General features: G+C 28.7%; 19 protein-coding genes and 1 pseudogene. 3 read left to right on the forward strand and 17 right to left on the reverse strand.

Annotated features, from left to right (window positions below):
• The 8 genes from K7H06_RS11900 to K7H06_RS11935 form a co-directional block, all read right to left on the reverse strand.
• Nucleotides 1-1,164, reverse strand: a complete 1,164-nt coding sequence (locus K7H06_RS11900; RefSeq protein WP_223036268.1) for a DEAD/DEAH box helicase — start codon at nucleotides 1,162-1,164, stop codon at nucleotides 1-3.
• 64 nt (nucleotides 1,165-1,228) lie between these two features.
• The gene (locus tag K7H06_RS11905; RefSeq protein WP_223036269.1) at nucleotides 1,229-1,993 is read right to left on the reverse strand and encodes an exodeoxyribonuclease III; all 765 of its coding nucleotides are present in this window, start codon (nucleotides 1,991-1,993) and stop codon (nucleotides 1,229-1,231) included.
• Nucleotides 1,990-2,346 (reverse strand): PilZ domain-containing protein, encoded by a 357-nt coding sequence (locus K7H06_RS11910; protein ID WP_223036270.1) that lies wholly within the window; start codon nucleotides 2,344-2,346, stop codon nucleotides 1,990-1,992. The genes K7H06_RS11905 and K7H06_RS11910 overlap by 4 nt, the downstream gene beginning before the upstream one ends.
• A gap of 284 nt (nucleotides 2,347-2,630) precedes the next feature.
• Nucleotides 2,631-4,349: an NADH-dependent [FeFe] hydrogenase, group A6 gene (locus K7H06_RS11915; RefSeq protein WP_223036271.1), complete on the reverse strand. Its 1,719-nt coding sequence runs from the start codon at nucleotides 4,347-4,349 to the stop codon at nucleotides 2,631-2,633.
• Between the two features lie 18 nt (nucleotides 4,350-4,367).
• Complete coding sequence (locus tag K7H06_RS11920; RefSeq protein ID WP_223036272.1) at nucleotides 4,368-5,630, reverse strand: complex I 51 kDa subunit family protein; 1,263 nt, start codon at nucleotides 5,628-5,630, stop codon at nucleotides 4,368-4,370.
• Nucleotides 5,623-6,102, reverse strand: a complete 480-nt coding sequence (locus K7H06_RS11925; RefSeq protein ID WP_223036273.1) for an NADH-quinone oxidoreductase subunit NuoE family protein — start codon at nucleotides 6,100-6,102, stop codon at nucleotides 5,623-5,625. The genes K7H06_RS11920 and K7H06_RS11925 overlap by 8 nt, the downstream gene beginning before the upstream one ends.
• Nucleotides 6,103-6,585: 483 nt before the next feature.
• Nucleotides 6,586-7,458, reverse strand: coding sequence for a methionyl aminopeptidase (locus K7H06_RS11930; protein ID WP_223036274.1), 873 nt, complete (start codon nucleotides 7,456-7,458; stop codon nucleotides 6,586-6,588).
• A gap of 279 nt (nucleotides 7,459-7,737) precedes the next feature.
• Complete coding sequence (locus K7H06_RS11935) at nucleotides 7,738-8,529, reverse strand: alpha/beta hydrolase (protein ID WP_223036275.1); 792 nt, start codon at nucleotides 8,527-8,529, stop codon at nucleotides 7,738-7,740.
• A gap of 144 nt (nucleotides 8,530-8,673) precedes the next feature.
• On the opposite strand from K7H06_RS11935, the gene K7H06_RS11940 reads away from it, so the two are divergent.
• Together K7H06_RS11940 and K7H06_RS11945 are read left to right on the forward strand one after the other, a co-directional pair.
• Nucleotides 8,674-9,546, forward strand: coding sequence for an AraC family transcriptional regulator (locus tag K7H06_RS11940; protein WP_223036276.1), 873 nt, complete (start codon nucleotides 8,674-8,676; stop codon nucleotides 9,544-9,546).
• 61 nt (nucleotides 9,547-9,607) lie between these two features.
• Nucleotides 9,608-10,699 carry a GerAB/ArcD/ProY family transporter gene (locus tag K7H06_RS11945; protein WP_223036277.1) on the forward strand — a complete coding sequence of 364 codons (1,092 nt, stop codon included), beginning with the start codon at nucleotides 9,608-9,610 and terminating at the stop codon, nucleotides 10,697-10,699.
• 9 nt (nucleotides 10,700-10,708) lie between these two features.
• Here K7H06_RS11945 and K7H06_RS11950 read toward each other — a convergent pair whose 3' ends face one another.
• The 5 genes from K7H06_RS11950 to K7H06_RS11970 form a co-directional block, all read right to left on the reverse strand.
• A complete protein-coding gene (locus K7H06_RS11950) occupies nucleotides 10,709-11,392 on the reverse strand; it encodes a DinB family protein (protein ID WP_223036278.1) in 684 nt (227 codons plus the stop codon).
• Nucleotides 11,393-11,516: 124 nt separating this feature from the next.
• Complete coding sequence (locus K7H06_RS11955) at nucleotides 11,517-11,720, reverse strand: hypothetical protein (RefSeq protein ID WP_223036279.1); 204 nt, start codon at nucleotides 11,718-11,720, stop codon at nucleotides 11,517-11,519.
• A gap of 370 nt (nucleotides 11,721-12,090) precedes the next feature.
• Nucleotides 12,091-12,576, reverse strand: coding sequence for a methyltransferase family protein (locus K7H06_RS11960; protein WP_223036280.1), 486 nt, complete (start codon nucleotides 12,574-12,576; stop codon nucleotides 12,091-12,093).
• Between the two features lie 67 nt (nucleotides 12,577-12,643).
• Nucleotides 12,644-13,288, reverse strand: coding sequence for a DUF998 domain-containing protein (locus K7H06_RS11965; RefSeq protein ID WP_223036281.1), 645 nt, complete (start codon nucleotides 13,286-13,288; stop codon nucleotides 12,644-12,646).
• A gap of 224 nt (nucleotides 13,289-13,512) precedes the next feature.
• Nucleotides 13,513-13,821, reverse strand: a complete 309-nt coding sequence (locus tag K7H06_RS11970; RefSeq protein WP_223036282.1) for a hypothetical protein — start codon at nucleotides 13,819-13,821, stop codon at nucleotides 13,513-13,515.
• A gap of 372 nt (nucleotides 13,822-14,193) precedes the next feature.
• Between K7H06_RS11970 and K7H06_RS11975 the strand changes: the two are divergent.
• A pseudogene (locus tag K7H06_RS11975) lies at nucleotides 14,194-14,268 on the forward strand (cell wall hydrolase); the annotation flags it as partial.
• A gap of 565 nt (nucleotides 14,269-14,833) precedes the next feature.
• Here the strand turns inward: K7H06_RS11975 and K7H06_RS11980 are convergent.
• The 4 genes from K7H06_RS11980 to K7H06_RS11990 all read right to left on the reverse strand — a co-directional run bounded on the left by K7H06_RS11980 (nucleotide 14,834) and on the right by K7H06_RS11990 (nucleotide 22,408).
• Nucleotides 14,834-18,814, reverse strand: a complete 3,981-nt coding sequence (locus K7H06_RS11980; protein WP_223036283.1) for a hypothetical protein — start codon at nucleotides 18,812-18,814, stop codon at nucleotides 14,834-14,836.
• A 275-nt stretch (nucleotides 18,815-19,089) separates the two neighbouring features.
• Nucleotides 19,090-19,341: a hypothetical protein gene (locus tag K7H06_RS11985; protein ID WP_223036284.1), complete on the reverse strand. Its 252-nt coding sequence runs from the start codon at nucleotides 19,339-19,341 to the stop codon at nucleotides 19,090-19,092.
• Nucleotides 19,328-19,453, reverse strand: coding sequence for a hypothetical protein (locus tag K7H06_RS21385; protein ID WP_281426000.1), 126 nt, complete (start codon nucleotides 19,451-19,453; stop codon nucleotides 19,328-19,330). Before K7H06_RS21385 ends, K7H06_RS11985 begins: the two co-directional genes overlap by 14 nt.
• 990 nt (nucleotides 19,454-20,443) lie before the next feature.
• On the reverse strand, nucleotides 20,444-22,408 hold the full coding sequence (locus K7H06_RS11990; protein ID WP_223036285.1) for a DUF262 domain-containing protein: 1,965 nt from the start codon (nucleotides 22,406-22,408) through the stop codon (nucleotides 20,444-20,446).
• Nucleotides 22,409-22,667 lie beyond the last annotated feature (259 nt).

Here is a 22,667-nt window from a genome sequence, read left to right on the forward strand (position 1 = left end):
TTATTTATGACTTTTTCTACTAATAATCTCTTTGATAGGAACAATTTTACCATTTCTAATACTCATTGGTGTAACTTTTATATTAAGATTTTTCATCATCTTATATAAAATAAATTTTTCTCTATCTCTTACAATATTAATAACAACGCCTTCCTTATGCATTCTTCCTGTACGCCCTGCTCGATGCAAATAATCTGTTTTATTAAGTGGTAAATCCATATTAAAAATATGGCTAACTTCCCTAAAATCCATTCCTCTTGTAAAAAGATCTGTTGTAACAAGAATTCTTACTTTCCCTTTGTTGAAAGAATTTAATAAATGTTGTCTTTCTTGATTTTTTGTTCTTGTCTGTATACCACCTACAGAAAAACCTGCACTTTTCAATTCTTGTACAAATCGATCTACATTTTGATTTTTATTAATAAATACCAAACTTTTTTTTGGCTTAATTGTCTTTAAAAATTCTACTAGTGTCTCTGTTTTTTTTACTGCTTTGGTTACAATATATTGATGCTTTATTTTTGAAGGAATTGGTTCTATATGATCTAAATTTATAAACTTCGGCTCTTTCATTAATTTATTTAATATTTCTTTTGCTTCCTTCGACATGGTTGCAGAAAAGCTTAAAAGCTGCCGATCCTTAAGTGTTTTGTCCACAATTGCAAGAACTTTATCCTGCAATCCTTGTTCTAAAATTTGATCTACTTCATCGAATGCAATTGTTTTTACACCATGTAATTTAATCTTTTTCATTCCTATAATATGTACCAATTTTCCTGGTGTAGCAATAATTAAATGAGGTTTCTTCTTTAGTCTATCTAATTGCTTTTCTAATTTCATTCCTTCTACAACTGCTTCTACCAAAATATCCGTTCCTTCAGTAATACAATCTGCTTCTCTTTTGATCTGAAGGCTTAACTCTCTACTAGGTGCTAATACCAACATCTGAAGTTCTCTTTTAGATGTATCGATTTTTTCTAACATAGGCAATAAGTAAGCTAAAGTCTTTCCTGTTCCTGTCTTGGCTTTTCCAATAACATCTTTTCCTTCTAATGTTAGAGGAAAGGTTTCAGATTGTATTTTTGTAGGTTCTTTTATATGATTCTTTTCAAGATTCTCTACAATAAAATTTTGAAAATCATACGTTTTAAACTCCTTATTCATCATCTATTTCTCCTTTTTTGCTAATTATATATAGTATACCCTGTTTCATTGTAATATAGATAAATTATAAATCCAACTCAAGGGTAACAGGACAATGATCTGAGCCCATTACCTCATTTAAAATCTTTGCATCCTTTACTTTTTCAAATAAGTTATCCGATACAAAATGATAATCAATTCTCCATCCAGCATTGTTTTTTCTTGCATTAAATCGATAACTCCACCAAGAATATTTTACTTCTTCAAGATATAAAGTCCGAAAAGTATCTATATATCCATGACTAATAAATTTGTCTATCCACGCTCTCTCTATAGGTAAAAATCCTGAACGTTTTTCATTTGTTTTAGGATTTTTTAAATCTATTTCTTTATGAGCCGTATTATAGTCTCCACAAATAACCAATTTCTTTCCCATCTCTTTTAATCCATCACAATACGCTAAAATAGCATCATAAAATTCAAGCTTATATTTTAATCTCTCATCATCTTTTTGTCCATTTGGAAAATAAATATTAAGCAGTGTAAATTCTTCGTATTCAAGGATTAAAATCCTTCCCTCCGAATCAAATCTTTCTATACCTATTCCAGTCTTTACGGTAATCGGCTCTAATTTTGTGTAAACAGCAACACCACTATAGCCTTTTCTCTCCCCACTACAAAAAAAAGCTTCATATCCTTCTATATTAAGTAAAGATTCATCTAATTGCTCTTTATGGGCTTTGGTCTCCTGAATACATAAAATATCTGGATTTTCCTCTTCCATCCATTCTAAGAAACCTTTCTTTTTTATAGCTCTGATCCCATTTACATTCCAAGAATATATCTTCATTTTTTCTCCCTTTCTTCTACTTCTACAACATATTCATCTATATATTCACTCAATATGTTAGCAAGCCCTACAAATTCACATCCAATTTCATAGCCTTCTTTTAATGTTCGTTTTCTCACAATTCTAAGGACACTATAAAACATCTTCTCTTCATCAATTGTTATTTTTGCATTAAAGAAATGATTTAAAGGAAGTTCTTTACTTGAGATAAATGCCATTCCGGTCTTAGAAATATTCGTCACTAAAATCTTTTCATTTAGCTTCATACCTTCATGCTCCCCTGATGTATACAAAGATTCTATCTCTAGTTGCATATGCATAGGTACTCTTTTATACTTTCTTTTCTCTTTCATTTTCATTCTCCTTTCTAATATTATTTTAAATTTCTAGTTGATATTAAAAGAAAAGAGCGGGATGATCCCCCCCTGCTCAGTAATTGTTTCTAATTGAAAAATATTTATTTCAATCATATTTCATATCCTTTTTTGTAATCACTCAAATTTAGTATTCCCTTGATTTTTAAAAATGCATATATATATGATTTTAACATATTCCCTCAAAATGATAAAGTCATCTAGTCTATAAAAAAGAAGAGAATATAACTTACATTCCCTTCTAAATTTATACTATTTATCAATTATTTACGCGCCTTATAACTAGTGTGAAGTAAATGATGGGATTTTTCCCCTAAAGGTTCTTTTAAATATTCCTCATATAATTTCTGAATAGATGGATTTTCATGAGACTTCCGATAAGTCATATTTTTATCTACACGATAAATGGCATCTATTCTCTTTTGTCTACTATCAAAAGAAGAAGAGATAGGTTGTCCTCCTCCTCCAATACATCCACCCGGACATGCCATAATCTCAATAAAGGTATATTCACTTGTACCTTTCCTAATTTCATCAAGAAGAATACTTGCATTTTTTAAGCCATGAGCTATAGCAACTTTAATAAGTATACCATTTATATCAATCTTTGCTTCTTTTATTCCCTTTAATCCTCTTACCTCTTCAAATTCCATCTTTTTTAATTCTTCCCCTGTCAATACTTCATAAACAGTTCTTAAAGCAGCTTCCATTACTCCTCCAGTTGCACCAAAAATTGCACCTGCACCTGTTGTAATGCCAAATGGATCATCGAACTCTTCTTCTTCTATATTTTTAAAATCAATTCCTGCTGATTTAATCATTTTAGCTAATTCTCTTGTTGTAAGAACATGATCTACATCTACATACCCATAAGAATTCATTTCAGCTCTATTAGCTTCATATTTTTTTGCAGTACATGGCATGATAGAAACTGTATGGATTTTAGATGGATGTAATTTGATTTTTTCTGAATAATAAGTTTTAGACAAAGCTCCAAACATTTGTTGAGGAGATTTACAAGTAGATAAATGATCTAGTAAATCATGGGCAAAGCCTTCAATATAATTAATCCATCCAGGACTACAAGAAGTAATCATTGGAAGAATTCCATTATTTTTAATACGATGAATTAATTCACTACCTTCTTCTAATATAGTCAAATCTGCTGTGAAATTTGTATCAAATACTTTATTGAAGCCTAATCGTTTTAAACTAGCTACAATCTTTCCCGTAGTAATATCACCAGGATCTAATCCAAATTCCTCCCCAATACTGACCCTTACAGCAGGAGCAATTTGAGCAATCACATGAAGATTCTTGTCCTCTATAGCATCTAGCACATCCTCTGTAGCACTCTTTTCATAGATTGCACCAACAGGACAAACATGAATACATTGCCCACAAAATACGCATTCTGTTTCAGATAATTTTGTGTTAAATCTAGGCAGAATTTCATAATTAGTTCCTCGATTTGCCCTTGATAAAATATTTACATTTTGAATTTGACTACAGACCTCTACACAGCGATTACATTTGATGCATTTACTATAATCTCTTACAATAGACGGATTATGCACATCAATTGGATGAGCTTGTACTTCATTTTCATCTAAACTATTATTAGAAATATTAAAGCGTTCACATAGATCTTGTAATTCACAATGACCATTTCTCACACATTTTAAACAATCTTGATTGTGATTTGCAAGGATTAACTCAAGTACTCCTCTTTGAGTTTCTCTTACAAATTTTGAATTTGTAATAACTTCCATACCTTCTTGTACTTTTGTTGAACAAGCTGTTACCAACTTTTTATTTCCTACTTCTACTAAACAAATTCTACAATTTCCTTTTATAGATTGATCAGGATGATAACACAAAGTAGGAATATTCACATGAACTTTTTTAGCCGCTACTAAAATGGTTGTACCTTCATCTACAATCACTTTCTTATGATCTATGGTTAAAGTTACTTTATTCATAACATAAGCCTCCTATTTTTAATAATAAGGACAGATTCCTTCTACTGTGCTACATAACTCAGAAGAAAAATATTTGATAGCTGATAAAATAGCTGATGGAGCCGTTTGTCCTAATCCACAAAATGAAGCATATTTCATGGTTTTAGCAATTTTTTCTACATTCTTTAAATCCTCAACTGTTGCATTTCCTTCTGATATTCTTGTTAATATTTTTGAAAGCTGTCTTAATCCTTCACGACAAGGCGTACATTTTCCACAAGATTCATGGAAAAAGAAATCCTTTACTACTTCTAAAAAACCCATAATACTATTACTTTCATCTGCGACAACAATAGCACCTGATCCAATTTGAAAACCTTTTCCCGATAAGTCTTCATAAGCATATTTCATATCTATAAGCTGCTTTGGCATTAATGCACCAGAAGCTCCACCAAGCTGCAAAAATTTTAATTCTTTATCTCCTTCTATGCCCCCACCAATATCATAAATAATTTCTCTTAAAGTAATCCCAAAGGGTACTTCAAAGGTTCCAGGATTTTTAATATTTCCACAAAGACTTATTAATTTTGTTCCTTTACTTTTCTCTGTCCCAAATCGTCCATATTCTTTTCCCCCATAATTTAATATAGCAGGTACTGCTGCTAATGTTTCCACGTTGTTTACAAGAGTTGGTTTATTGAGATATCCTTTTTCTCCAATGCGTGGAGGTTTTATTCTAGGTCTTCCAGCTCTTCCTTCCATAGATTCAACTAAAGATGAATTTTCTCCACAAACATATGCTCCTGCTCCTGAAAAAACTTTGATTGTAAAGTCAAATCCTTTATTCAAAATATCTTTCCCTAAAAGCCCTTTCTCTTTTACACTCTTTATAGCTTCATTAAATTTTATTTGAAGATGAGCGTATTCCTCTCGAATATAAATAAAACCTAATTTTGCACCAAACACATATCCCGAAATAATCATACCTTCTATGATTTGATAGGGAACACGATCTAAAAGCTCTCGATCCTTAAAGGTACCTGGCTCTCCTTCATCTGCATTACATATAATAAACTTTTCATCAGCTACTCTATTGCGACCAATATCCCATTTTTTCCATGTTGGATATCCTGCACCACCACGACCTCTTAAGCCAGCTTCTTTCAATTCTGAAATAACATAATCTTTTCCATTTTGAAGAACACTTTTTAATCCTTCAAAACCACCTAACCGAATATACTCTTCTACAGTAAGATTATCCTTGTTAAAATACTTTGTAATAATAGATTGGGTTCTATTCATTGTCCTTCCTCCTTAATCCATCTATTACCGACATTACTTTTTCTTCATTTAAATATCCATAAACCTTTTTATTCACCCTCATAGCTGGAGAAATATCACAAGCTCCAAAACAAGTAGTGTATTCTAAAGTAAACATTTTATCAGCTGTTGTTTCCCCCATTTTAATCCCTAAAGCACTTTCAAGAACCTCTCTGATCTTATGACTTTTTTTCAAACTACAAACAGTACTATTACATAATTGAATTAAATATTTCCCCTTCGGTTCCTCATGTAACGCTGAAAAGAAGGTTACCACTTCATATACATGACTACTTGAAATATTTAATTGTTTTGACACATATTTAGCAACTTCTTCTGAAATATATTTTTCTGCTATTTCTTCTTGAATGTTCATTAAAATGGGTATTAAAGCTTTTGGATCATTATTATACTTTTTTATAATTTGAGCAATGTGTAAATAGTTACATTCCATATAAAAGCCTCCCTTTATAAAATTTTAATCGGATTCTAAGACTTTGTTGTAATTATGTAGAATTTTCTGAAAATATAATCATGATTACTTTTATAAATTTTAACAGATACCTCAATAAATGTCTATAATTGTCGAATTAATAACAATATTTAAAATTTACACAACAGTTCATCATCTAGTTCCTTTGCAGAAAAGAACCTATATCCTTCCCCTCAAATTTTTTAGTAGAAATTTCTTTCATTGCTAAATTGTAGATTTTATGTTATTAATATAACAATTGAAATTTCTACCTACTATTTTCTTTACTTCAAGCCCTAATAACTTAAATATCTTATTTGATTTCTTCAGAATAAAAAATCTATTCCATATAAAAAACTCTACGGAATGTGCCATTTGCACCTCCATAGAGATTTTTATTTTGAAGCTATTATCACACTCAAATTTTAGTTTTCCTAACAAACAAAGCATCTACATTACTCTCTTTTATTTTGATATAATCTCTACTCCATCTTCAGTCACAAGAATTGTATGTTCCCATTGTGCTGAAAGTGATCCATCCGCTGTAAATACGGTCCAGCCATTCTCTTTATCAATAAATATTTTACGGTTTCCGCCATTGACCATAGGCTCAATGGTAAATATCATACCTGGTACTAAAATCATACCTGTTCCTCTTTTTCCAAAATGATACACAAAAGGCTCTTCATGAATAGCAAGCCCAACGCCATGACCTCCAAACTCACGAACTACAGAATATCCATTACTTTCTGCATGCTCTTGTACTGCTGCTGCCACATCACCAAGAGAACTTTTCCAAGGCTTAATTGCCTCTATTCCCTTATATAAACATTCTTTTGTTACTTCAACAAGTTTTCCAGCTTCTTCACTTACCACACCAATCTCAAACATTCTTGATGCATCTGAAAAGTATCCATTCAAGTTCGTGGTTGCATCAACATTTATAATATCTCCATTTTTAAGAATTCTATCTTTACTCGGAATTCCATGACACACCTCATCATTAATAGATGTACAAATACTCTTTGGAAAACCTTCATAATTAAGATCAGCAGGTATTCCTCCACGAGCTACCGTATACTCATGGGCTAATGTATTTATTTCTTCTGTACTCATGCCCTCTTTAATATTCTCCTCAATTAGATCTAAAAGTCCACTATTAATTTTAGCACTTTTTCTTATTCCCTCAATTTGTTCAGGAGTTTTAATCATTTTTCTTGTTGGAACTTTATATCCTTCTTGTTTTAAACTTTTTAATCTTTCATCAAATTCCATATGACACTTCTTATATTTTAGCCCACTACCGCACCAACATTTATCATTTCTATTAAAAATCATATCTATTCTCCTATCTATATCATTATATTTAACTACATATCTAGCAACTACTCTAGATAAAATAACCGTTTATCATAATAACCAATTTCTTTTAAGTATATCCATATTATAACATTACATCTAATAAATTCATATGCTTTTTAAAAGTTACAAATCTGTTTATTTTCCATAACTAAAACTTCAATTATAATAAAAATTATAAATTTTTAATCAAAAATGATGAAACCTGGCAACAGCTAGTATACAACTAGAAATTACACAAGAACTTTCCACAATATATTAACATCCATAAAATTTTAGATATTTTTCAATATTTGATTGTACATATTCAGCACTATGATTACCAGTGAATATATAATTTTGAGAATTTATTCCTTTTTCTTTCAATATTTTATGTAAAATTGAGCAACCTTCATAAAATCTACCTTCATCCTGATCTCCAGCATCAAGATAAACATCCATATCAGAAGAAATATTATTATTTCTTGCAATAGCTATTGGATCATATTTTTCCCATACATCCATGTCTTTAAAATATGGTTTGTCTTCATCTTCAAGTTCCAGTTCTAAAGCAGGCATATGCCCTCCTACTTTTGAAAACATATGCTGATGCCTTAGTGTATTGTGAAGAGCTACATATCCCCCAGCAGATATCCCGCCTATATATCTTCCTTTTCTATCTTTTATAGTATTAAAAGTTTTATCTATTAAAGGTACTATCTCTTTCATAAAATAATCTTCATACATTCCTATATTTATGATTATATTATTATCTCCATGAGCAGGCATCTCTTTACAGATTAAGGATGAATTCAACCCCCGGCTGTTTTCAATTCTTGGACATACAATGATCATAGGCTTAATTTCCCCATTCTTTATCATTCCATCAGCTTTAATATTTATATCCATTTCAAACATTACATTTTCACTCCCACTTCTTCCATGTATAAAATATAATACAGGTAGAGGAGTTAAACTATTATAGCATTCAGGTAAATACACCAATATTGACATTTCTTTACCAAGTACAGGGCTATAAAAATTTACTTTTTCTACTTTTGATTGATTCATTTTTGCACCACCTCATTTGAAATTTTGAACTTAAATTGTTATATTTACAATAGCACGTACTTGTACTATAATAATTATATTTACAATATAATTCAAGAATTGTATTGCTGAAATTTAGCACAATTTTGACATGAGGATATAAAGATGAAAAATTTGCAAACTTATTATTATAAAAAAATGCCAGATCCAAATTTAGGTATAGATATATTTTTGGCAGAAAGATTCAAAAAAGGAAGAAAATTCAATATGCATTGGCATGAAAATATGCAGCTATATTTTTTTACTGAAGGTAAGGCTTTAGTTGAATGTAATAAAAACCGTTACTATGTTACAACTGACAGTATTATAGTCATTAACAATAATGAACTACATTCCCTTGAAAGTTTAAGTGACAACCTGAAGTTTTATACAATTCGTATCGATTCTTCATTCCTATTCAGTAATCAAGTTGATTTATGCCAGACAAAATTCCTTTCACCACTGTCACAAAATCAAATATGTTTTCAAAATTTAATTGAAAATGACAAGCAGATATTAGACTGTGTCACCATAATAATAGAAGAATATTTTTCGAAGAAAATCGGGTACGAACTTGCTGTAAAATCTTACATTTACCAATTAATCGTCCTCTTATTAAGAAAATACATTAATAAATTTCTAACGAAAGAAGAACTTATTTCAAAAGTAAATAATTTGAAACGTTTTGATTTGATTTTTAAATATATAGATATCAATTACTCTAAAAAAATAGCTACTTCAGATCTTTCGAATATTTTGCATATCAGTACCTATCATTTTTGCAGAATTTTCAAGCAGATGACAGGTAAGACAACTACAGATTATATTAATGGAATAAGACTGGAAAAGGCTGTTGAATATTTGAATAAAGGCGAGCTGAATATAACTGAAATAGCATCAAGATGTGGATTTGATAGTATAAATTATTTTAGTCGTTTATTTAAAAAGCATTATAATGTTTCACCAACACATTTTAAAAAAACTAATTTCAAACAATAAATTAGAATATTTAATCAAATAAATCACATACTAACTTAAAATGCTCTTGGAGGAACAAAATGTGAATAAAGAGGTTATTTCTGATAGTCAAGCTATATCTCTTACAACTCTTGCTATAATCGGAACATCTGTCATAATAGTAATGGGATTAGATGCTAAAAAAGATTTATGGTTAGCTAATATCTTATCAATACTTATGTCCTTACCAATGATAATTATATTTGCACACCTACATTATATTTTTCCAGGAAAAGATTTATTTGATATTCTAGATATTTGTTTCGGAAAGTTACTTGGTAAAGGAATAAGCATATTGTATATTTGGTTTGCATTCCATATCGGAACATTAATAACAAATGATTTTGGTCAATTTATAACTATAGTTTCAATGCCTAATACTCCTAAAGTTATTCCAATAACAGCTATTATACTTTTGGGAATTTGGGCCGTCAAGGAAGGCATCGAAGTACTAGGACGATGGTCAAATTTTTTTGCACCTATCATTATAATTTTTATATTTGCAACTACATTATTATCCATCCCTAATATGAATATCAATAATATCCGTCCTGTTTTATATAATGGGATAAAACCTGTTATAAAAGGAGCATTTTATTCATTCGCATTTCCTTTTGTTGAAACTGTAATACTTACTATGTTTTTCACAAATTTCGAGACGAAAAAATCTCCTTATAAAGTTTATATACTTAGTTTAATAATAGGCGGAATTATTTTAGTTACACTTAATTTATCAAGTGTTCTTATTTTAGGTATAAATACAACATTAAGCCTATATTATCCTACTTATTCTGCTATAGGAAGAATAAACATTGGTGATATTTTCCAAAGAGTAGAAGCAATAGCCGCAGCTATATTTGTATTAGGAGGATATATAAAAATGAGTATCTGTTTATTAGCAACGTGTAAAGGAATTGCTAAATTTTTTGATTATACTGATTATAAGTTTATCGTAACACCCGTTGCTTTATTAATGGGGAATTTCTCTTTTTTTATCTATGACAATACAATGGAGCTTATAAAATTTGCATCTACAGTATCACCTTATTACAAATTTCCATTTCAAGTAATTTTACCTATTCTTATACTTGTTATAGCTCAAATAAAAAAGAAACGTGGGAAAATTCAATTTTGAATAACCTCCCTAATATTTATTGATTCGAGATTTCTTTTTTGCTCTTAACGATTCATTTATGTGAATCACATGATGTCTTGTAGCTGGCATTAATATAATTCCTGCTACATTTTTTCTTCCCCAAAAATCTATTAACCAATTTGCACCTTCAACATCTAAAACAGCACCTTCCTCTACTATACGCTGTAATCTATCTTTTTTAAATTTCCTTTTCATATCAGCATATGTAAGACTTTTTATGATTTTTCTTGTTTTTCTTCCTACCGCTATTCTATAATTTTTTAATTCCTGTATATTAATATTTTTACTAAATTCAATTATTTCTTCTTCTATCATTGCATTTCCTGTATCTATTATTTTAGAATTTATTTTTTCCTTCCAATTCTCTATATTAAAGATTTGTTTGTCTCCAGCAACCAATATATTCATTGTTATATCTTCTATTCTTGTAGAATGCCATATACCATATGCAATAGTACGACCTTTTTCATTGGTTGCAATTTTAAATGTATTTTCATCTAAACCTTTCAACAATTCGTCTTCAAATGTTTCTTTATCTATTCCTGACATAATGGATGAATGAACCATTGCATGTAAACTTAAGCAAAGATTTTTACTCTCTTCGATTTTGTCTTCTTTTAGGATTATTGATCTTAATTGCTTTATATCTTTATTCCAAGGCTTTAAATTCATTTGATAATCCCTCCCTTTATGGTTTATTATACCAAAATTTGATAATACTAAGTAAATATTCCTACGCTAAATAAAATTTTAGTATAATAAAAGTTCCCACAACTACAGGAGCAATATATACGGTTTATTTCTCATGATTATTATTTTTGATGGTATCCACTATTATTAATGTACATATTACTACTATTGAGCATAGTATTGATATTGCACTAACTACAATACCTATCTCTCCAGGTCCTGAACCAATTGCATTTCCCACATTTATAGATAAAAACTCTACACTCAAAAAGACTAAAAGTCCTATAATAATATAACTAGCTTGATTCATTTAAAAATCCTCCCTTATTGTTACACACCATTTTGCAATCTTGCCATAAGTTATTATATCCTATTTACAACACGATTCTTTTAAATAGTTCAATAATTAACCTAGATCTACTAAACAACTTTCAAAACTATCTAATACTCTATATTATCAACTTCTATTTATAGACATGTTGAGAATCTAATCTATATAATATAGTATTTCATCATAATAATGAACATTTTTCAAATGTATACATATTATAGCATTGTTATGATTGTATCCACATTAATTTCAATCTTTAGAATTCAATCTACATTCCCTACTTGAATTTTAAGAAAAGAAAAATACAGGATCTTTGATCCTGCATTAATCACATGGTTTTTGCTAAAATTTAAAACATTTTCGGTATCATTTTGTAAGGAACTTCTTTCATATATTCTTTATATTCACCATTGAATTTTTTAATTAATAATTTTTCCTCTTGTATTGCTGTCATAAGATGAAAATAAGAGAAAATTATTACCAAAGGCATCATCCATAATATTCCAAAACTTAACATTATCCCTATATCCATTATTATTAAACTTAAATATATTGGGTGCCTTATTTTTTTATAAATACCTGTTCTAACAACTTCTTTTATATCTTCTGGCTTATCATGTGCTTGTTTAAGTGTTTTTTCAGAACAAACATGAATATAGATAGCATATGCAATTAAAACAACTCCCACAATATCTCTATATGGTGAAAAAGGTATTTTAGAAAAATTAAAAACTAATCCTACAATACCACTACCTATTAATAATACTTCTTGTATTAAAACCCTTACATTAGGTTTCATTTCTAAAAACCAATAAAAATAATTTTTGTTTGACATTTTCTCCTCCTCACACTACTTACCATCTTATGGGAATCCACTTATATTAAAAATTATGCTCATCATCTTACATAAGAGCTACAATATTTCTTATTGCGATATATCCAAAAGGAAGATACATAAATAATAGTAATAAACGTTGCCAAATACCTTCATTGGCTATAATAGTATATTGCAATTGAGATTTATCTGACATAATAAATAATACAAAAAAAATTAAGGAAAAAACAAACGATATTAAACAAACAATAGCAGTTCTTAAATCTTTTATTTTAAATGACAAAATGCTTAGAAGTAAAGGCACAAACAAAAGTGCCATAAATCCTAAAGCAGAGCCTACGCCATGAATTTTTGAAGCAATAGTTTCCATTTCTTTACTCTCATTCACACTAAAAATACCTGCTAAAATACCAGCACCAATGGCAAAGAAAAGGATTAAAACAAAAACTGCTATACTTAACGGCTTTGAAACCCAAAAATAATATTGATATAAATTAAAAGAAGTGATGATCAATAATATACCTAATATCACAAGCCATATATTGTAGTATATTCTTACAGGGCTATTTGGATTCCCTAATGTACTCATAACCATTCTCTTATGATTATACCCTTTGTAGAAATTAGCCAGTATATAAGGTACAATAAAATCCCCTACAATTGCAATAATCAATAGACCCCAACTCAATGATGTATTAAAAAATTTGTTCATACTATCACTTCCTGAATAAAATATTAATAATTTTTGTTACAAAATATTCTACAAATGTAAATTAAACTAACAATTAACGAGTTCAAAAAATTCTCCACTCATATATCCTAACCAAATTTTTTAAAGAACCTACAACATAGGAACACTACTTATTAATCACCATCCATCCTTGTTGGAATATATTGAACGCTAAAGCTTAGAAAAAACTAAAGTAATGATTATTTTTACTTATTTAGTTTATTAAGAGAATCAATTTTTTCATTTAAATCATCTATTTTATTATTTAATTCTATCATTTTATTTTCATATTTATCTTCAATTGATTTTAATTTTATATGAATACTATCGTCTAATTCAAGATTAGCTATATACATTAACATATAACCCAAAAATGGAATTGCAAATACATAAGTTCTCAAATAGCTACCTCCAGTTACTGAATAACTGAATACTTCAATACAATTATAAATAATTGCGAAAAACGCAGCAATCAAAACACCTTTTAATATTAAAATAAAAATGTTTTTTTCCATAATAATTCACCTCAAATAAAATAATGTAGCATTGTTAAGTTCTAATTCTATTGCTTTATTATAACTTTCTAATGATACTTCTTCTCTAACATTTAAAGTTTATCCATTTATGATTGTACACTAACTTCTTCAAAAACATTGTCGAAATTCAACTTAATATATCTGCCAAAATAATTATCAAAAATTCCTGAAATTCATCGCTAACTAAACTTTTCACCCAAAAACTAAAAAAAGTAGGAGACAAAGCTCCTACATCCACATTTTTTATTTTGCATACAATAATTTTTTCCTCTTCCCTTCAAATATTTAGTAGCATTTTTGAAATTCGTGCATAAATTAATATTATCAGCAATAAAAATGAGGTGAGTAGAGATGGCATATTCAGATAGAGAACTCCTTGCAAGAATTATTAAATGTGAAGCTGGCGGTGAAGGAGATAATGGAGTACCTTCTCCTTCATACCACCAATGTAATTTAATGAAAAATTATAATTACTCATTTTTTCCTTCATCTATAGTATTTAATTCTCGTAAGTATTTATTAAGTAATTTATTCAATGTTTCGAAGAGTTCTTCCTTAGTTATTTCCCCAGTATAAAAAATCCTATCCAAGATAATCCCCCCTTGCTTATCTATATGAACCAACTAATTTGTCCTATAGATAAAAAGAGAAAATATCCTAGTTGCATAAAAAGTTTCTTTCTGGAGATGCTTTTTATTTAGCAATAAAAACGCAGGCTTGTAATTCCTGCGTTAATCACTTATTTATTATCCTCTATATTTTTTTCTTTTCTTTTTCAGTGTAGTTATTATGGATAATGGGCAGGTCATTATATTATAATGCATGCTTTAGTTTTCTAATTTCTTGTAGGTTGTAAGCTATTTAAAAATCATCGTTATAACCTTTGAATTCTTCTTCACTCTTAAAATCCTTTCGTATTTATTATAATTATGACTTACTTTCTCTATAAGTTTTAATGACAATTCAAAGGTTATAAATATCATTTGTCCTTTTATAAACCATAGGTAGCTCGTTCTCTTTCTCTTTCTGAAACCATTAAATAGTAGTCAGCCAACTTTTTAAGTGTTTGTGACATTTGAGGATATTCTATTCTTGTTTCATCTGAATAACTTTTATACCTTTGAGCAATATCTTTTTCACCGTCTCCATTTGTTAAGTGATACACCCCTCTACTATTCACTATTCCTGTACAGAACCCCCTTTGGAGATCGTCACTGTAATTTTTCTCAAATACTTCTCTAACAGCTTTATGAGGAAAATATCCATCTTTATCTGATGGAGCTTTTGAAAAACATTCGCCTAATATTTGTCTTCCAATTTTACTTTGTTTATTTTTATCCACAATTCCTAAAAATCTTTCTGTCCAAGATTTTAGCTCATCAACTAAAATTTCACCATTATCGTCAACGCATGGACAGAATTTTAACTTAAGAAGTATATTAAATGATTGATTCGCTAAAAATTTTCGTGCTTCATCTGTTTCAACCGCATCTTTAACTTCATCAGAGTTTTTATAAGCATATCTGATTAATTCTGATAAAAATTCAGGATTACGCTTTAATTCTTTAGTCAAATATTTAGGTTTTATGTCGTCAACTAAAACCTCCAAATACCCCCATTCTAAATTGAAAATTCTTTGGCTTACCTCCGCACCCAAATCATTAAGTTGATAAATTTTTTCAAACGACTTTTTTATATGGTATCTGTCATTATTGTTTACCCTATACTCTCCTCGATCCACCAAAATTTTTTCTAAAAGTTGGATATGCTTTTCAATATCTTCGTCTAGCCTATAATGAAGCATATCAATTGCACTCCTATAATTTCGGTATTCAAGCAAGTTTGACCATACTTGTTCTAAAATTTCCTTATCATCACTTATATTTCGTATCATCCAATGACTTTCCCAGTATTTTTGAACAATATCTGATTCATAGTTTTCTAATGAATACATGAATTCTTTATCAATATTTGCTAGTTGTAATATGCTTATAGACAATCCAATATTATCTTTGTATCGGTTTACAACTTTCTCAATTACTACAAGACCCTTTTCTCGATAAATTGCATCGACATATGCCCGAATTACCGTTTCTTGATTTAATTCTATCATGCTATCTATGAAACTATAGTCTATATCAAATTTGTGAAACTCTCTCGCAATGACTTCCCCAATCTCAGTAAGACCACTCCCATATTCAGACTCATTAGTTAAATGTTCAATAAGCTTCAATATATCAAGATTAGGATCTTTACTAATTTTTATAATGGCATTTCTCCTCAATTCACTTACCTTACGACGTTCTTCTTCGTAATTATGATCATTTTTATCATAAGGTTTAGGATGAATCAAGGGAGGCCTATTCGTTTTAAATAAATACAAATACTCAAATATATCATTGTCAAATATAATTTCGTTGAATATTTCATTTTCAATTCTAGCTATATATTCTTCTTCTAATGCCCAATCAGAGTTTTTGAAAAATCTGTGTCTATGAATCAAATCTCTAAATTGTTCCTTTAATCTGTATTTTTGAGTATCTGAATCGCATGAATTTATAGCATCAACAACTCCAGTTATTACTTTTTCCTCTAGTCCCAGTTCAAAAAAGAAAAATTTCTTGAACAACACTTTCCATTTAGTCAAATCATTGCCAGCTTGCTCTATGGCAATTTCAGTGTACTTTTTATAAGTATCTAAAATCTGCTCATTGCTTTTTAAATAATATTCATTTTTGTATTTTCTATATCGTGGCTTAGTAATGCTCATCGAAGTTGATAGTGATCTGTCTGGTAATAAGTATTCTAAGAGTTCCCATCCTATTTCACTTTTTTTCACAATGTACTCCGTAACTTTAATTTTATCTTCTATAGATGCATTGATGTCGTGTAACCATGCACACAACGCTCTATACATGGTTGATAGTGGACTGTTCGAAATTTTATATTCTATTCTTCTTTCAGCTAATTTTGCTAACACTTTTACTGCAGGGATCGCATAGTTTTTAAAACACAGTAACTTTTCTAATGCCCATAACACATGAGTATAATAATTAACGCCACTAAACCAACTATTACTTTGTTTCTCAAACAGATTCCAAATCAAAGATTTCTGATTTGACGTTTCACGTTTTAAAGTATCTAATACAACTTCTGGTGATGCTTCAACTAAATCCTCTATAAATTCTGAGATGGCAAACCATTTTTTACTAGAATCAACTTGATCTAGAATTTCTTTAACTATTCCATCTACGTATTTTTGTGTTGATTGAATCCCAAAGTTATTTTCAATATTCTCCATATTAGCAAGCATTGTCAATGTTCTCACTATACCTACTTTAATCGTATTTGAATATTTAGGTTGCTCTGCCAAAATACCCGCCATAAAATGTTTTTCTACTGGCATGTTAAATTTAGGTGAAACTTCTGTTAATACTTCAATCGTTAATTCTCTAAAAGCACTAATATTTTCACTTGATATATATTTAAATAGTATTTCCCAAGCTTCTTCAACATTGGCTAGTTTATAAGTTTTCCCCTCATATCCTCTATACTTCAAGAAAAATGGATCTTCTCCTCCACTTATACCTTTCAAAGACTGTACATATTCTTTATAATCGCGCCCTGCTACTTTACTAACAGCTTCAATATCACCACTTGGATCTTGCTCTTCAATTTGACCTTTTTCTGTCCACTTACCTATTAACAATGCTGGAACAAGATGTTGTCCTGCGTGTTCCTCCCACTTAGGTTTGCCTGTTTTACCCTCAAAAACTATTCGTTTGAATGATGCATAAAGACCATTCGTCTTATTAACAATAGCATTAGTCAAATCTAAATCATCACACTCTCTATAAAGCATATTGTTCATATTCGATAGAATTCTCTTATTCAACTCGATAGGCTTCTTATTTCCAATATAATCTTCTTCACTAAATGCAATCACACACGTATTTTCTGGAATCACATCTACAATAGCTGCATTAAAATTTGGGATAAGAATTTTCCCTTTACAATTCCCCTTAAGTTGATTCCAATGCTCAATAGTATCGACAATATAGGTATCATTTTTCCGTGTCTTCACAATATTTTTAATGATATGAAGAATATACATCAAAACTTCTTCACGTGTTTTCCCCTTAACATAAATAACGTTTTTCGAGAGTTGTTTTGTGAATTGATCCACAAATGAAGTTTCTTCATAATTAAAAAAATCTAAACCAATTGAAGGATTTGTACTTGTTTTTAACCACTCATCGACTTCATCTATGGTTCTATACATCTTCTTGTATATCTTTAAAAATTTTGTTAATTTATTAAATTGTTTAACTATTTCTGCCTGATCACAGTCTTTTTTGTATATTTCAAAGTATTTAGAGCTACAAATCACATGATCCTTAAACGCTTCATATGCTTTAGAAATTTCTTCTTTCATTTTTTTTCTAAAAGTTAGTTCTTCCTCATCTTTCAAGTCTATAACTTTAATAATTGCGCTTAATAAATCATCCCAATAAGCTTCTTTATCGTAATCTTTATTAAGGAAATTATTAATAAATTTTTCTTCACGTTCTTCGTCTATTTTCGTTATTCTTGTTTTATCTTCCTCTGCAATAAGTGATATTTTCCAATCAGCAAATATTCGATCTTTACCTCTTAAATTATTTCTAACAACATGTGCAACAGCTAACCTTGATAAAATAAAATCTGCAAATTGGCATCTCTCAAGTGTATTAATTGCCTTTTCTTCCCTAGTTTTATCATTAAATTTATCAAAAAAGTTCTTTATAAGTGGTGGTATGCTCATCCCTGCTAGTGTACATCCCGTAGATGCAGAAGCACTTATATCGGGACTATATAATATAATTGCTGTCACACTAACACTCGCCAACATCTTAGCTCTATCAATAGTCGTGTTCCTATCATTTACGTATTTTATTATATCTGATAAATTTGATAGTTCTTTTTTTATCATATTTTCCCCCTCGTAATTTCCTGTAATATCCATTATATCGTGGCAGTAAAAATAAAATTTAGACTGCCCATTATAAACACATTGAGAACCTCAATCTCTGTGAAATACCATTTATTTATAATAATGTATATTTTTTAATCATATCCATATTATAGCATAATTGTAAATATCATCGCATAAATTTCATCCTTTACAAATCAATTTACCTTCCCTAACTAAACGGTTTTTGCATAAAATAAAAAGCTTGATAGAAACACCCTCCTACCAAGCTTTAACTAGTTATTGCAATACAAGTTATTATAGTTTTCTAAAACAAATTTTATGCTTTTAAACATATCCTCCGATATCATTTCTTTTTTATACCAATCAGTTAAATCTTCCATGATGTTCCTACGAGTATTTTTATCTAAAACAATATCTTTATTTTGAGCAATTGCTTTTAACTGTTTAAATATATATGTAGTCCCTTTTAGCATTTTATAACGCTGCAACATCTTTCTATTATTCTCTATACTATTTTTCTGCATCTGGAGTTTCCTCCTGGTTCTCTGATTTATCAGCTATATCTTTAATAACTACATCATTTTTTAATATTATCCCTGTAAGTTCTTCTCCTAAATCTTTATATATCACTTTCACTTGTAAGCCCCCTTTTAGAAATTGATTGTTGCAGGAGACTACTATGCCATATATACTTTAAATAGCAGCCCTCTGTGGTTGTTTCATATTTTCTGGAAGCCGCTACCTCGCCAAAAGTTCGGCTTCCTGTTCTTTTTTTATCCCTCCTTTTATTTTTTGGTTTCTTTTGTGTTCAAAAACACAAAAAAATCCCTAGATAGAATTCGTTAAAATTCCTCTACGGATTTGATAAGCTCCTAATATTTGTATAAGCTAAACGATTTTAAAATTAAATTTAAATCATATGTGAAAAACTCAGATATTTAAATAGATAAACATCTTGTAATAAAAACATGCGTTAATAAAATAAATTATACCACTTTACTAAATAAAGAACTACTATTTTGTATTATTTTTTAATAAAAAATAACTACATTAGGTATTTTATCATATGTTAAACAATAAAAATTTGGCTTCACAAGTAAAATATTAGTGACACTACAACATGTATATCTATTACCATTTTTTTGTGATATTTAAAACTCTGTATGTATTGAAAATACTTCAAAAAAAACATATGAAGTACAACAATTCAAATGACATTTGTATGTGATTTCCAAATATAAATGTCATTTGAAATTTTTGGGGCTTTCTTTTGTTTGAAATACTAAAAAAGACAAAAAAAATTAAGATTTTGCTGTCTTTTTATCTTTTAAAAAGTTATTATAATATCTTGTTTTATACAATATAAAGTACGATACTTTATACTAACAATCCAATAAAGCTGATAATTCCAACGCTTGTGTAGATGGAATATTTTTCAATACTTTACTATAAGGTATTTTAAGGTATATTAAAGTACGGTTATACTTATAATTTACGCACTAACCACATATTTAATACCATTACGATTTTAGTTTTCGTCGTTTTATTTCACGAGCTACAGATAATGTGAATACTTATTGCGATTTATTTTATCAATTTAAAAATATAAAATATTACCAATAAGTACTACAAAAAATCTAGTCCTAAAAATTTTTTCTTATCTGTTTTTTTTCCATTGCCAATTTTAATGCCCCAACGTCGATGTAAAAAGTTCAATAATTTAATTCCTCTATCTAAAATCTCATTTGGTCCCCATTCTTCATAATTTGTTAACTCTATTTCTGCATACGTACCATATTTATACCCCACCATATTCTGAGAATTACATTTTTTCTCTGGAAAAGGTTTGTTTCCTAACTTGCTATTTTTAGGTTCTGATAAAACTACAAAATTACCTAAAGAATTACGTAGACTTTTTCTTTGCTTTGCAGAAAATTTTTTAAACATACTTAGCCAATAACTGTTATGTGAATTTTGCGGATAAATATGTTCAATAGAAGAATAACCATTATTAAATAACACTTCTCTATTTAATTTTTCAATCACAGTTTTACTTTGCTTCATTAAATCAACCTCATATTCACATAGAAAATATTTCAAAAAATCAGTATTATAAAAACCATTTTTTTGATAAGTATCAATTAATATCTTATTAATTTCAGTTGAAGAAATAATGTTATTGATTTTTTGATTAAGTTTTTCTGTAATTTCACAAATTGTAATATTTCCATTTTTTATTTTAATTATTATATCATCAAAATTAACTGTAACATTATTTGCTTTTGAAAAACACTCATATGTATACATAGATTTTATAAATAAATATCTTTCTAAGCTTTTTAGAAATTTTAAAATAGGCTTCTCGTTTTCGCAGCTCTCAAGGCAAGCTAATAGAAGAACTTTTATATCATATATTCTATTATAGTAACCATATCTATTATTAATTGTTAAGTAGCTTATTTTGGTAAGATACTCTTGTATTTCTTCATTAAAATTTGAATATTTAGGATTATTAATACAATTCCAAAGTTTTATATTGCTTTTCAAGCTTTCTATATAGTTAAACACCTCTTCAATTTTAAGCTGTTTATCTGATACATTTTGAGGTATAAAATACTTATCCAATAAATAATCTTGTTGATATCTTCTATACCTAATCCTTATAGGTACTTGCTTATATTTTTCATTAAATTGTTTATGAAAATACAATTTGAAATGAGCATCTAAAAATTCATCATCTGGTAATTGTTTTTCTTTATTTTTACCTAAAAAGTGATAGATATCTTTCCAACAGATATTTACATTACGACGTAATCTCTCTCTGTTATTTTCATCAGTATCAAATAAAGTAGAAAGATATATTAAGCGATTCTTTAAAAGTTCCAAATGTGATAGAGGTCTTCCTCTATTATTCATTGTTTCAAAAGTAACAAACACATCTATATCAGAAGATATCTCATAAATATTAAATAGAAAATGTTGCGTTATTTTTGTATATATTTCTTCTATTTGAGTTATATTAAGTTCTTCTAGTTTTTCCATAAAAGTTTTTTTTGCACTCTCTAGATTAGATGTATAAGTAGTTTCTTCATATACAGAACTAAGTTCTGATTTTTCTTTGAAAATTTTAGTTATCAAATATTCATAGCTTGGATTAGTTACTTCATACCCAAATATATATGTTTTAGACATATTCTCATCTTTAGATTCAAATATAAATTTTTTCATAATTTCTTCTTTTGAAGTAAAATTTAATTTAGTAATATTTTTTTTACTCATGATTTCAACTATTGAATGAATTAATAAAATTGCTGTTGTTAATCTTTGTTGTCCATCAACTACATAAAAAGGCGAGAATCTTTTAGCATTGATAAGCCAAGTATCATCTATCCATTTATCATATTTTTCCTTGATAACTGGTTCTAAAGTCAATACACCCACATAATGATTTTTATCTATTTGTAATCTAATTAAATCATTCCAAAAATCATTAACTTCTTTTCCCCCCCATGCAAATCCCCTTTGATAATCCGGAATTCTAAATATTCTTTCAGAAAAAAATTTTGAAAGCGACATTAGTTGACCCGTCATGATTTCTCCCTCTTTTCTTAATATACTATTTCCCCAATATACATGTATAATAAATCAGAAGTATTATTCTAATACTAGTAATTAAACTACATATTTACCGGCAACATATCAATCAGTATATTTTCATACATGATAGTTGACCATCATATAATATTCTATATATACAAACTGTTTTAGCATATTCTCTTTTTCTACAAACATGCTTTTTTCTACTAGTTTGAAATTCTAACTTGTTAATTGAACATTTCTACATAAATAA

Origin of the sequence: Crassaminicella profunda, from assembly GCF_019884785.1 — a bacterium.
Lineage (GTDB): Bacteria > Bacillota > Clostridia > Peptostreptococcales > Thermotaleaceae > Crassaminicella > Crassaminicella profunda.

Excerpts from the sequence above, each read along its gene's own strand:
- K7H06_RS11900 (WP_223036268.1), bottom strand. The coding sequence starts at position 1,164 with ATGAATAAGGAGTTTAAAACGTATGATTTTCAAAATTTTATTGTAGAG.
- K7H06_RS11905 (WP_223036269.1), bottom strand. The coding sequence starts at position 1,993 with ATGAAGATATATTCTTGGAATGTAAATGGGATCAGAGCTATAAAAAAG.
- K7H06_RS11910 (WP_223036270.1), bottom strand. The coding sequence starts at position 2,346 with ATGAAAGAGAAAAGAAAGTATAAAAGAGTACCTATGCATATGCAACTA.
- K7H06_RS11915 (WP_223036271.1), bottom strand. The coding sequence starts at position 4,349 with ATGAATAAAGTAACTTTAACCATAGATCATAAGAAAGTGATTGTAGAT.
- K7H06_RS11920 (WP_223036272.1), bottom strand. The coding sequence starts at position 5,630 with ATGAATAGAACCCAATCTATTATTACAAAGTATTTTAACAAGGATAAT.
- K7H06_RS11925 (WP_223036273.1), bottom strand. The coding sequence starts at position 6,102 with ATGGAATGTAACTATTTACACATTGCTCAAATTATAAAAAAGTATAAT.
- K7H06_RS11930 (WP_223036274.1), bottom strand. The coding sequence starts at position 7,458 with ATGATTTTTAATAGAAATGATAAATGTTGGTGCGGTAGTGGGCTAAAA.
- K7H06_RS11935 (WP_223036275.1), bottom strand. The coding sequence starts at position 8,529 with ATGAATCAATCAAAAGTAGAAAAAGTAAATTTTTATAGCCCTGTACTT.
- K7H06_RS11940 (WP_223036276.1), top strand. The coding sequence starts at position 8,674 with ATGAAAAATTTGCAAACTTATTATTATAAAAAAATGCCAGATCCAAAT.
- K7H06_RS11950 (WP_223036278.1), bottom strand. The coding sequence starts at position 11,392 with ATGAATTTAAAGCCTTGGAATAAAGATATAAAGCAATTAAGATCAATA.
- K7H06_RS11955 (WP_223036279.1), bottom strand. The coding sequence starts at position 11,720 with ATGAATCAAGCTAGTTATATTATTATAGGACTTTTAGTCTTTTTGAGT.
- K7H06_RS11960 (WP_223036280.1), bottom strand. The coding sequence starts at position 12,576 with ATGTCAAACAAAAATTATTTTTATTGGTTTTTAGAAATGAAACCTAAT.
- K7H06_RS11965 (WP_223036281.1), bottom strand. The coding sequence starts at position 13,288 with ATGAACAAATTTTTTAATACATCATTGAGTTGGGGTCTATTGATTATT.
- K7H06_RS11970 (WP_223036282.1), bottom strand. The coding sequence starts at position 13,821 with ATGGAAAAAAACATTTTTATTTTAATATTAAAAGGTGTTTTGATTGCT.
- K7H06_RS11980 (WP_223036283.1), bottom strand. The coding sequence starts at position 18,814 with ATGATAAAAAAAGAACTATCAAATTTATCAGATATAATAAAATACGTA.
- K7H06_RS11985 (WP_223036284.1), bottom strand. The coding sequence starts at position 19,341 with ATGCAGAAAAATAGTATAGAGAATAATAGAAAGATGTTGCAGCGTTAT.
- K7H06_RS11990 (WP_223036285.1), bottom strand. The coding sequence starts at position 22,408 with ATGACGGGTCAACTAATGTCGCTTTCAAAATTTTTTTCTGAAAGAATA.